This is a genomic window from Microcoleus sp. POL10_C6 (assembly GCF_036701585.1).
GTDB lineage: Bacteria > Cyanobacteriota > Cyanobacteriia > Cyanobacteriales > Microcoleaceae > Microcoleus.
On sequence record NZ_JAUBRB010000021.1, the window covers coordinates 75,489 to 87,880 of the forward strand.

The 12,392-nt window shown below is 45.7% G+C and carries 8 protein-coding genes; 6 read left to right on the forward strand and 2 right to left on the reverse strand.

The genetic code is table 11. The features are described from left to right. Positions 1 to 144: 144 nt before the first annotated feature. The 4 genes from QUA34_RS14210 to QUA34_RS14225 all read left to right on the forward strand — a co-directional run bounded on the left by QUA34_RS14210 (position 145) and on the right by QUA34_RS14225 (position 9,701). Positions 145 to 5,637: an AAA family ATPase gene (locus QUA34_RS14210; protein ID WP_333387529.1), complete on the forward strand. Its 5,493-nt coding sequence runs from the start codon at positions 145 to 147 to the stop codon at positions 5,635 to 5,637. A 165-nt stretch (positions 5,638 to 5,802) separates the two neighbouring features. Further along, positions 5,803 to 7,902 (forward strand): phosphodiester glycosidase family protein, encoded by a 2,100-nt coding sequence (locus tag QUA34_RS14215; RefSeq protein WP_333387532.1) that lies wholly within the window; start codon positions 5,803 to 5,805, stop codon positions 7,900 to 7,902. Between the two features lie 567 nt (positions 7,903 to 8,469). Then, positions 8,470 to 9,330: a 3-deoxy-7-phosphoheptulonate synthase gene (aroF, locus tag QUA34_RS14220; RefSeq protein WP_333325028.1), complete on the forward strand. Its 861-nt coding sequence runs from the start codon at positions 8,470 to 8,472 to the stop codon at positions 9,328 to 9,330. A gap of 173 nt (positions 9,331 to 9,503) precedes the next feature. Further along, positions 9,504 to 9,701, forward strand: coding sequence for a heavy-metal-associated domain-containing protein (locus tag QUA34_RS14225; RefSeq protein ID WP_333081422.1), 198 nt, complete (start codon positions 9,504 to 9,506; stop codon positions 9,699 to 9,701). A 163-nt stretch (positions 9,702 to 9,864) separates the two neighbouring features. Here the strand turns inward: QUA34_RS14225 and QUA34_RS14230 are convergent, their stop codons facing one another. After that, positions 9,865 to 10,272 (reverse strand): metalloregulator ArsR/SmtB family transcription factor, encoded by a 408-nt coding sequence (locus tag QUA34_RS14230; RefSeq protein ID WP_333081430.1) that lies wholly within the window; start codon positions 10,270 to 10,272, stop codon positions 9,865 to 9,867. A gap of 146 nt (positions 10,273 to 10,418) precedes the next feature. Here QUA34_RS14230 and QUA34_RS14235 point away from each other — a divergent pair, with 146 nt between their 5' ends. Then, the gene (locus QUA34_RS14235) at positions 10,419 to 10,586 is read left to right on the forward strand and encodes a metallothionein (RefSeq protein WP_333081421.1); all 168 of its coding nucleotides are present in this window, start codon (positions 10,419 to 10,421) and stop codon (positions 10,584 to 10,586) included. A 289-nt stretch (positions 10,587 to 10,875) separates the two neighbouring features. Continuing rightward, entirely contained in the window at positions 10,876 to 11,136 is a 261-nt protein-coding gene (locus tag QUA34_RS14240) for a DUF7219 family protein (protein ID WP_006631574.1), read from the forward strand. Between the two features lie 117 nt (positions 11,137 to 11,253). Here QUA34_RS14240 and QUA34_RS14245 read toward each other — a convergent pair whose 3' ends face one another. Then, entirely contained in the window at positions 11,254 to 12,354 is a 1,101-nt protein-coding gene (locus QUA34_RS14245; RefSeq protein ID WP_333387537.1) for a metal ABC transporter solute-binding protein, Zn/Mn family, read from the reverse strand. Between the last annotated feature and the right edge of the window lie 38 nt (positions 12,355 to 12,392).

Genomic DNA, 12,392 nt, shown 5'->3' on the forward strand with positions numbered 1-12,392 from the left:
TTTAAGAGAGCGCTTTCATAGTTTGAGCGACAAAGTAGATTAAACTAAATATAGTTAATCAATAGCACAGCCGATAGAGCGAAAATAGTAGATAGTAACTCTAAAAAGCTTCAGGCTTGACAGAAGCAGTAGGAGTAGGTAGGTATGGCGAGCATAACAAATATTTTTCGAGGATATCAAATTAACGAGCAAATATACGCAGGCAATCGAACTCTAGTTTATCGTGGCCGTCGGTCTTCAGATCAGCAGCCCGTCGTGATCAAACTGCTGCGAAATGACTTTCCCCGCTTTCACGAACTGGTTCACTTCCGCAACCAGTACGTCATTACTAAAAACTTAGAGATCCCCGGCACTGTCAAGGCATACAGCCTGGAGACTTACCATAACCACTATGCTCTGGTGATGGAAGACTTTGGCGGAATTTCCTTAAGTAGCTACCTCGCTAGTCTGGTGTTCGCCAGCAAGGAACCCCTAGAAGGCTTGCCCCTTAACGAGTTTCTTCCCATTGCCATTCAAATTGCCAACTCGCTTGAGGGACTTTATCGCCACCACATCATCCATAAGGATCTCAAACCCGCCAACATTTTAATTAACCCTGTCAGCAAACAAGTTAAGCTGATTGACTTCAGCATCGCTTCCCTGTTGCCGCGCCAAACCCAAGAAATTCAAAATCCCAACCTCCTTGAAGGCACTTTACCTTACATATCTCCAGAACAAACTGGGCGAATGAACCGAGGGATTGACTACCGCACGGATTTCTACTCTCTGGGAGTCACATTCTACGAACTGCTGACGAGACAGTTGCCTTTCCAAAGCGAAGATCCGATAGAGTTAGTACACTGTCACCTTGCCAAGCAGCCTATCTCAGTTCATCACCTCAACAATAAAGTTCCATTGGTGTTGTCTGAAATTGTTAGCAAACTGATGGCGAAGAATGCTGAAGATAGGTATCAAAGTGCCCTAGGACTCAAGTTTGATTTGGAAAATTGTTGGTACCAGTGGCAAAAAACTGGAGACATCGCCTCTTTTAAACTAGGGCAGCGAGATTTGTGCGATCGCTTCATCATTCCCGAAAAATTATATGGTAGAGAGATCGAAGTATTCTCCCTACTGACAGCCTTCGATCGCGTCAGTGCAGGAAGCGCCGAAATGATGCTGGTGGCTGGCTTCTCAGGCATTGGCAAAACCGCCGTCGTCAACGAAGTTCACAAACCGATTGTCGCAGCTAGAGGCTACTTCATCAAAGGCAAATTCGACCAATTTGGACGCAGCCAACCCTTCTCAGCTTTTGTACAAGCTTTTCGCGATTTAATAAACCAATTGCTGAGCGAAACAGATGCTAAAGTTGAACAGTGGAAGACTCAAATCCTGGCAGCATTGGGCGAGAATGCTCAGGTAATCGTTGAGGTAATTCCTGAACTAGAACGGATTATCGGAGAGCAACCACCGGCACCAGAACTCGTCGGCAGTGCTGCCCAAAATCGCTTCAATCGCTTATTAGAGAACTTCATTCAACTCTTCACAACCAAAGAACATCCCCTCGTCATCTTCTTAGACGACTTGCAATGGGCCGACTCAGCCTCATTGAACTTGATTAAACTTCTGACGAGCGATCGCGATCGGCGCTATCTCTTATTAATTGGAGCATATCGAGATAACGAAGTCAGTCCCGTACACCCTTTGGTGCTGACGTTATCCGACATTCAACAAAGCGGAGCTACGGTAAACACCATTACCCTCGCGCCGCTCGATTGCTTCAATTTGAATTGTTTGATTGCCGATACTTTAGTTTGTTCTAGAGCGTTGGCTATTCCCTTAACAGAACTGGTCGATCAAAAAACCCAAGGCAATCCGTTTTTTAGCACGCAATTTCTCAAATCTCTGCATAAAGATGGGCTAATTACATTTAATTTTGACGAGCGGTATTGGCAGTGCGATATCGCCACAGTGCGAACCTTAGCCCTGACAGATGATGTGGTAGAGTTCATGGCGCTTCAATTGCAAAAGTTGCCATCCCAGACGCAAGAAGTTTTAAAGTTAGCTGCCTGCATTGGCAACGAATTCGATTTAGCAACATTGGCGGTAGTTTGTGAAAAATCTTCTTCAGATACGGCAGCCAACTTGTGGCCTGCTTTGCAAGCAGGGTTGATTCTCCCACTAACTGAAGTTTATAAATTTTTTACTTCAGACGAGGTTGAATTCATAAATCAGAATTCACAAGGAGACAGCAATACTTCTGACTCATGGTTCCAGAATCCCGACTCCTGTTATTACAAATTTCTGCACGATCGCGTACAGCAAGCAGCTTACGTTTTGATTCCCGAATCCCAGAAACAATCCACTCACCTCAATATTGGCCAACTGTTGTTGATTAATACTCCGACAACTGAAAGGGAAGAGCAAATTTTTAATATAGTCAACCAGTTGAATTATGGTGTTGATTTAATTGCCGAAACAACACAGCGTTACCAACTGGTTGAGTTGAATTTGACGGCGGGACGCAAGGCGAAGACTGCTACTGCTTATGCTGCAGCACGCAAATATTTAAGTTTTGGCAGACAAATCCTAGCTCCCGATAGCTGGCAAACTCACTATGAAACAGCCCTCGAACTGCACGTATTAGCGGCAGAAACTGCATACCTGAGCTATGATTTTCAGGAAATGCAGGAATTAGCAGCTTTAGTCCTCCACAATGCCAGAACGCTGCTGGATAAGGTCAAAGTTTATGAAATCGAGCTTTCTGCTTGTACGGCGCAAGTCAAACCCAAACAAGCCGTTGAAATGGGGTTAGCAGTTCTCAAACTCTTGGGAATCTGCTTCCCAGAAAATCCAACTCCGGCAGATATTCAGCAGCGACTAGAACAAACCGCGTCACTTTTTGCGGGTAAAAAAATCGCGGAGTTTATTGATTTGCCAGAAATGGAAAATCTCCAAAAGCAAGCAGCATTGCGGATTTTATCAGGTTTAGTTTCTCCAGCCTACATCACGGCTCCACTTCTCCTGCCACTGGTTATTGTGGAAATGGTGCATTTGTCGGTTAGTTATGGAAATGCTCCCTTATCTGCTTTTGCTTACGGCTTGTATGGATTGGTATTAAGCGGTGTAGTTCAAGACATTGAAACAGGGTTTGAATTTGGGCAATTGGCGTTAAATATTGTTGATTTATTTAATGCTAATTACCTCAAAACTAAAGTATATTATACAGTCGGCGTTCACATCATACATGGTAAACATCATGTTAAAGAAACCATCCCTCTTTTAAAAGAGGGTTACGCCAGAGGACTGGAAACAGGAGAGCTAGAATTAGGATATTCAGCCAAAGAAATCTCTCAATATTCATATTTAATCGGTCGGGAAATTGCCGGACTCGAAGAGGAGGTAGCGACTTACTGCAATGCGCTGGTTCAATTTAAACAAGAAGCAGCGTTAAATTATACTCAAATCGTTCATCAGGCTTTATTAAACCTGCTGGGGCGATCGGAAAATCCATGTCAATTTGTGGGAGATGCCTACAATGAAGAAACAATGCTCCCATTTCACATCCAAGCAAACGATCGCAACGGGCTCCACTATTTGTACTTCCATAAAATGCTTGTGTGTTACCTATTTGGAGAAACCGAGCAAGCTTTAGAAAATGCTCGGCAAGCCGAACAGTATTTAGACGCGGTGACGGGTATGCTGAATGTGCCCATGTTCTACTTTTATGACTCTCTAGCACGGCTGGGCGTTTGTACCGATGTGGCTTCCTCCGAAGAGAAACAAGAACATCTGGAAAAAGTAAAAAGCAACCAAGAAACCCTTCATAAATGGGCGCATCACGCCCCCATGAATTTCTCTCACAAATTTTTCCTAGTGGAAGCCGAACTTTTCCGAGTGCTGGGTGAAAATGTGCAGGCGATGGAGAATTACGATCGCGCTATTGTTCTTGCTAAAGAAAACGATTATCTCAACGAAGAAGCTCTGGCGAATGAATTGGCTGCTAAATTCTACATGGCATGGGGGAAAGAAAAACTTGGCCAGGTATATCTAAGAGATGCTTACTATGCTTATGCTCGTTGGGGAGCGAAAGCAAAAATCGACGATTTAGAACAACGCTATCCCGAACTTCTTGCTCCTATCTTCAAACAGGAAAATGCTGGTTCGTTCGAGAAAGGTACTACCTCCCATGAGACTTCATTAATTTCTAGTCATCGCCAAACAATTGCTGGAAGTACGAGTACCACAGTAATAGATTTACCAACTGTTATCAAAGCTTATCAAGCTTTGTCTAGCGAAATTAAGCTGGAACAATTGCTCACTACCCTTATGGAAGTAGCGATTCAGAATGCAGGCGCTCAAACAGGAGTATTGATTTTGAAAGAAGAGGACAACTGGAAAATCGCCGTCCACTGTAGCGATCGCCAAGGTTGTCTTCTGCAAGAAACTATTGGGATTGAGGATAGCGAATCAATTCCCCAGACTGTGATTAATTACGTCAAACGCACCCAGAAAACCCTAGTTTTCGATGATGTCAAGACTGAATTAATATTTACTTCTGACCCCTATATCAAGCAGCATCAACCTAAGAGCATCCTCTGTACTCCGATTATCCATCAAGGCAAAATGATGGCAATTCTGTATTTGGAAAATAATCTGACGACAGGGGCATTCACTGGCGATCGCGTCGCTCTCCTCAACATCCTCTGTTCCCAAGCTGCCATCTCGCTGGAAAACGCCCGCTTATATCAGCAATCTCAACAGCTTTATCAACAATCTCAGGATTATGCCCAAAAACTGGAGCAGTCTATCCAAGATCTCAAACAGACGCAACTGCAATTGGTGCAGGGTGAAAAGATGTCGGCTCTGGGAAATTTAGTCGCAGGGGTAGCCCACGAAATTAACAATCCCGTAGGCTTTATCGCCGGCAACTTGCAACCTGCTCAAGAATACGTGGGGGATTTATTCAATTTGATTGATTTGTATCAAGCAACATTTCCCCATCCGGGAGTGGAAATTGAAACAGAAATTGAGGATATAGACTTGGAGTATTTGCGAGAAGATTTGCCCAAATTGATTGGCTCGATGAAAGAGGGGGTCGAGCGCATCCGCAATATCAGTACGAGTTTGAGAACGTTTTCCAGGGCAGATAGCGATCGACCCGTTTCTTTCAATATTCACGATGGGATCGAAAGCACTCTGCTAATTCTCAAGCACCGTTTAAAAGCCAGCGAGTTCCGCCCTGCCATTGAAGTTGTGAGAGAGTATGGTAACTTGCCTCTAGTGAAATGCTTTCCCGGACAGTTAAACCAGGTATTTATGAATGTGCTGGCTAATGCCATTGACGCTCTGGAGGAGTCAAATAAGGAGCGCACTTTTAGTGAAATTAAAGCCCTACCTAATCAAATCACGGTTCAAACTGCTCTGAGCGAAGACAAAAATCAGGTTTTGATTCGGATTAAGGATAATGGAGTGGGGATGTCGGCGGAAGTCCAGGAAAACATCTTTAACCACTTATTTACAACCAAACCTGTGGGTCAAGGAACTGGATTAGGGTTGTCGATCGCACACCAAATTGTTGTGGAAAAACATGGAGGTACGTTACTCGTAAATTCTTCTTTGGGGCAGGGTTCGGAGTTTGTGATTTCTATTCCGGGGTGAGCCTTTTGTAGTAGGGCTTGAGGGCAATTAGTGCGATCGCCAAAAATATCGGATTTAGTAAGAAGAGACATACGGATTGTCCGGGTTCCTAAATCCCCATGCGTTTAAAAGTGAAATTGTGAGTTGTAAGCTGTGAAACGTAATTTTTTCTATTGGCGTCTAATATTGTCAGTCTCGATTTTACCCGGACTGGCGATCGTCCCGTCTTTGCTCTGGAATCAACCCGGAAGAGCACAACAGGGGGAGATGGGTGGGCGGATTGATGCTTCGAGAGCCCGCCAGGGAATGAATTCCCTGGCTGATAGCGAAAGTCGGTTAAAACCGACTGAAATATTGAGCGATAGTTCTTTTGAGAGAACTTCAGCTATGAGAGAGGGAATTCATTCCCTGTCGGAATATAGGCTTTTGGCTCAATCTGTACCGCCATCTTCGATAATTAGACAAGGCCGCCAAGTTTCTCTAAACGGCCGCATTCTCCCCCTAAGTTGGACTCAGCAGCCGGCAAACAGCACTTCTGGGAATTTCCGAACTTGGATTGCTGATGTTGGATTGATGCAAAGTGCGGGAGTGGATTTGCTCAGCAGCGCCGACAGTGCCAAACAACCGGTGCAGTGGTTTTCGGTATCTTTAACCGGCGCTCAAAGCTTAGCAGCGCGGGCAACAGGCCCGTATCGTTACTTAGATGTTACCGATTTTGCTAGACTTGCGGGCTGGGAGATATCTGCTGATGGGAATATTCTAAAAATTACTTCTCAAAGTGCAAGTGTTACCGGAATTCGGCAAGCAGAAATAGAATCGGGCGATCGCATTGTAGTAGATCTCGATCGACCAACTCCTTGGCAAGTTAACTTTGTCAATAAACCAATCCCGTCGCCGACACCCACACCCAACCCCCCGGACGACCCCACAAAGCCCGCTATCCCACTGCCCAACCTCCGCGCAGCGCCAAACCTCGAAACACCAGACGACCCTACCAAACCCGCTCTCCCGCTGCAAATAACGCCCGCAGCGCCGATCGCCGGTCAAGAATGGTCGATCGCGATCGATGCCAAAGTCGATCCGGCGTTACTTCAGGACACTTTTCAAACCAGCAAACAATTGCTATCACTAAAAGTCGAACCTGACGGCGATCGAACCAAAGTCAAAGTGAAGATTCCTTTAGGTTGGCGGCCGCAAGTTTTCAGCCTGGGAAATCCCAATCGATTAGTTATCGACATTCGGCCAGATTCGTTAGTAGAAAAAAACATTGTTTGGGCGCCCGGTGTGCAGTGGCGGCAGCAGTATCAAAATTTAGGAACTGCTCGTTTTCCAGTAGTTTGGTTAGAAGTTAATCCGCGTCAATCCGGTGTGAAAATTAGACCAATTCTCAGCAATCCTCCTGCCGAACAAGGCACTGCACCTTTATTGCAAACAGCAGAAGTTTCGGGTGCGGCGGCTGCAATTAATGCAGGTTTTTTCAATCGAATTAATCGCTTAGCTTTAGGGGCAATTCGGCGTGACAATAAATGGCTTTCCGGGCCGATATTGAACCGGGGGGCGATCGCCTGGAACGATCGGGGAGAATTTGCGATCGATCGTTTAACTTTGCAAGAAATTTTGATCACTCCGGCCAATCAATTTTTGCCTGTTTCTCATCTCAATAGTGCCTACGTACAACCGGGAATCGGTCGCTACAATTCTGATTGGGGAACAACTTATACTCCGTTGTCTGGCAATGAAATAGTTGTGACAGTTGCGGACGATAGAGTTGTCAGCCAATCCCCCGCAGGTGCGGTGGGAATAACAACTTTTCCCATTCCAGCTAACGGTTATATTTTGGCTTTGCGTGCCGATTTGTTCCCTGCATCTGAACTCTCTATCGGCACTTTATTGCGTTTAGAAACTAACACTTTTCCTGCTGATTTTAACCGTTTTCCGTACATTCTCGGCGGCGGGCCGGTGTTGGTACAAAACAGTCAAGTTGTGCTGGATGCTAGGGCGGAAGGGTTTAGCGATGCCTATGTTAGACAGACAGCAATTAGAAGTGCGATCGGGCGAAATGCTGCGGGGAATTTGCTGATTGTAGCGGTGCACAATCGTGCGGGCGGGGCGGGGCCAAATTTCGCAGAACTGGCGCAGATATTGCAGCAAATGGGTGCTGTGGAGGCTTTAAATTTGGATGGGGGAAGTTCGACGAGTTTGTATTTGGGAGGTAGTTTGCTCGATCGACCTCCGTCAACTGCCGCGAGAGTTCATAATGCGATCGGTATTTTCATTCAACCATAAGTAGTTAATTTTCGACAATTTTCGGCGGTTAGAAACCGCTACTACACAAACAAAGTTCACCTACGTGGACTGGTAAATGTGAATGTCCCAACCTGCGGAGGCAGGTTTCGTCTTTGTAGCCGCGGTTTCCAACCGCCGCGGCATTTACAAATCTTTTGCCAAAAATAACTTGACATCCCAGTCTCCCTGTGCTAGCTTGTCGAATAGTATGGTGTTTAATCCACAAATTGCAGCACTTTAGCTATGTTCACAGCCCACAGCAATTTTTATTTTTGGTGCAGCCAAGTTCGCCCGGAGTGAATTGGTAATTCACTGTGAACATCCGGGCGAACCGCAGATTAACACCTGCGGTTTTGTTTTTTCTACTTCTTTCCCCAACAACCAATCGAGCACAAGCGAAAACAGCAATGACATTATTCAGTAACTGGTACTACAGCTTTTATTTTTGGCCCCACAGGAGTTCTGGGTAAATTGTCGTGCTGTCTTTTCGCACCAACCCGGAACTCCTTAAAAGTTCCGGGTTTTTTATTGTCAACCACCCACTTAAATTTCTAGGAAAATACCCTCATGTTAGAAGCAAAACTCGTAACCAAATCTCATCCCGAACACCAAACAATTGTCAAACTCTCAGAAACAGTCTCAGTCGGCGGCACAGAATTATTAATCATCGGTGGCCCCTGTACCGTAGAAAGTTCCGCACAAATGGAAACAGTCGCCCGCCAACTATCCGCCGCATCCGTGCAAGCTTTGCGAGGCGGAGTCTACAAACCCCGCACTTCTCCCTATGCTTTCCAAGGGATGGGAATTGAGGGACTGGAAATTTTAGCTGATGTCAGCCGGCGTTACGGTTTGCCCGTGGTGACAGAGGTAATGTCGATCGCCCAAATCGAGCCAGTTGTCACCTATGCTGATATGCTGCAACTAGGCAGCCGGAATATGCAAAACTTCGAGTTACTAAAGGCGATCGGTCAAGCCGGAAAACCAGTCCTGCTAAAACGCGGCTTATCAGCCACCATCGAAGAATTTGTGATGGCCGCCGAATACATTCTCAGTCACGGAAATCCTCATGTAGTTCTCTGCGAAAGAGGCATCCGCAGCTTCGACAATTACACCCGGAATGTATTAGATTTAGGTGCAGTCGCAGCGCTGAAACAGTTAACTCATTTGCCAGTAATTGTAGACCCTTCTCACGCCGTCGGCAAGCGAGAATTAGTCGCACCACTAGCCAAAGCAGCGGTTGCTTGCGGTGCAGACGGATTAATTATTGAGTGTCACCCGCAACCGGAAAAATCGGTTTCTGACGCGCGGCAAGCTCTTTCTTTGCCCGATATGGTAGATTTAGTTGTTAGTTTGCGCCCTGTAGCCGCCGCCGTTGGCCGCTGCATACCGGAGATTAATGTGCCTTCAGAGGTATTAAGTTGGAAGTGATATTGGTAGGAAATAATCTATAACTTTTAACGTCAAACTCTACAGTCGGTTTTAACCGAATTGAGCTTTGAGGCAGGGGTTTAAGCCCCTGCCGAAATCGGGGAAAGCGCGTGTTTCACGAATTTAGATTAAAATAAAAAATAATACTGTCATCTACGAAAATTTGCTTAATTATGGCAATACTACTTAACGTTCCCTCGATCGTCTGCTCTGGCTGCGCTGATACAATTACCAAAGCCATCAAAACTGTTGACTCCGATGCTACTGTCAATGTGGATGTCGCAGCTAAGACTGTTACAGTTGAAGCTCAAGCTTCTGAAGAGTCAATTTCACAGGCGGTTGTTGCTACGGGCCACACCGTCAAAGATTGATATTGAGTTTGGTGAGGGCGGGTTTACGAGATTAGTGGTCTTAAACCAAAATAATTGGTAAAAGCCGCCCCTACAAAATTTTAAATCGATTAGCAATGCCCAATGCCCAATGCCCAATGCCCAATGCCCAATGCCCACTGCCCAACGCCCAACCCCCAAAAGATTATTCTTCGTCTAAGTGTTCGGCGACTGCTTGGTAAAGTTCAAAAACGTGGCGATCGAGTAAACTATAAAAAACTTGTCTCCCAACCTTGCGGTAACTTACCAACCGCATCGCCCGCAAGGCCCGCAACTGATGCGATACTGCTGACTCGCTCATACTTAACGCCGCAGCCAAGTCACACACGCACAGTTCTTGTTTTGCCAAAACCGACAGCAGCCGCAGGCGATTCGCATCTCCCAAAAGACTGAAAAACTCAGCCATCCGCTGAGCTTTTGCGGTGTTGAGAACTTGTGTTTGGATGTCCCCGGCCCGTACACTGTCAACTAGGTGCGGTCGATCGCACATTGGTGTATCGTTTTCTTGGTGAGGCTGACTTATCGCTCCATTAACAGCAGAGTTGGGTGACATCTTTTCCCGGCTAATTTTAATTCTCATTTTCATTTTAGTGCGATCGGCAAAGCTTTTGTAACAAAACTTTTACACTCCCTTGACTTATATCTGAATATGTGTTCATATATTAGTATAGACAAACAACCCCACCAGGAGAATGTAAAATGACTACTGCCACCCAAACAAAATGTGCCTGTCCTTCATGCTCGTGCGTTGTCAGCCCCAGCGAAGCCATTGAAAAAGACGGCAAAACATACTGTTCCAGTGCTTGCGCTGACGGGCACCCCAACGGCCAAGGCTGCGGCCACACAGGCTGCGAGTGCCACAAATAAATATTCGGCTTCAGAAAAGGTTAATCACCAACTGCCAAATATATCTTAAGGGAGATGCGAAGCGCGCATTTCCCATTTTTTGTGCTTTTAGGTTAAAGAAAAGTTAAAATAAAGCTAACTTAAGGTTAAGACTGCATTAATAGACTAAATACAGAGCGAAAAAGCACAATTGCTACTTACGCAATACAATAGAAGCAAGTTGGCGCCGCGATACAGAGTACAAATAGTGCTATTAACAGCAGAGACCGAACCAAAAGTTGAATACCAAAAGTTTAATTAGGAGGGGGCAATGAAAGAGCGGGAAGATTTTTTACATCCTCGCAATCGCTACTACGGTGATTTCACGCCAGAAAACTTGGCGTTTAATGCCAACTTGCAGGAGTTTGCTCAAAAAATAACTTATATTTGCTCGCTGGAAACAGGGGGGAAAATTAGCGCTGAGAAAGCTTATAAAGATATTAAGATGCTTTGGAAAGACTTAAAATCCTCTAAGAAGCAATTGGGAATTGGTCAAAAACCCCCCAGTACCGAGGAGCAAAATTCACCTTAAAGTCATCGCAGCAAACGCAGCGTTTGCAATCGAAAACCCCTGCGATTGCGAGCGCTGCATTTTGCTGCTTACCCAGAAAATGTAAGGTTCTTGGTAGTAGGCGAACTTTAGAAAATTCTATGGTTTGGGAGTTGGTGCAGTTTCTCCGGCAAAGGAAGTACAATTACCGCCGAGGCCAGAAATAATCGCGCAAGTATTAGTTTTCAGCATTCCCTGATATGTATCAGCACCGGTGCCCGGGCCGCCCAACTCGTCGCTGTAAAGTTCTTTGTCCCAAATTTTGACATTTGCCTCCCTCGCCACAGTCTCCATCAACTTCGGATTAGTTGTAGTTTCTGCAAAAATTGTCGGCACTCCTGTGGTCTTAATTTCTGAGGACAATTCGGCAATTCTTGCGGCGGTGGGCTGTTCCTCTGTCGTCACACCCTGCAAAGCTCCAGCCATCTCCAAACCGTAAGCATCGGCATAGTAACTCAGAGCATCGTGAGTTGTTACTAACTTGCGTTTTTGGGCTGGAATAGTCGCAATTTGAGCTTTAATCCAAGTATCTATTTTTTGCAACTCATCTGTTAAGCTGGCTGCATTTTTTGTATAAATTTGAGCATTGTTGGGGGAAACTTTGATCAATTCATCGCGAATTGTTTCTACCATACGGATGCCATTTTGAGGGTTATGCCAAACGTGAGGGTCAGGGACTTTTTCGCCTTCTGCATGAGATTGGTTTTCCCCTTTCTCTTCACCGTGTTCGTGCTCGTCTTTGCCCATCAGCGGTTTGGGAACGGCGAGTTCGTGGACGGCGATTTTGGGCGCGGAATTACTGCTGGATTGAATTAACTTAATGATGCTGGGTTCGTGGTTGTAGCCGCCGTATAAAATCAGATTTGCTGTTTCAATCGCTTTGCGGTCTTCCGGCTTGGTTTGATAGGCGTGGGGGTCGTCTCCCGGCTTGATTAGACAGGTGGTGTCGATCGAACTTTGAGCGATTTCTTTAGTTAGGTTGCAGATAACGCCAGTCGTGGCCACGACTTTGGGCAAGTTGGCGGCCTGACTGGCTGGAGTTTGAGTTGCGGCGGGACTCTCTGGCACTCCATTACTTGCGTTCTGTGCTCCACTGCACGCAACCACTCCGCAACCAATTGCCAAAACAGCCGTACCCCACAATCTGCGGGTTTTTCCAGCCAAGTTCTTTAACATTTTCACCTTTGGAACGATAATCATTATTGCTTTTTCGAGTTATCCTATTGTAGTAGCTACGA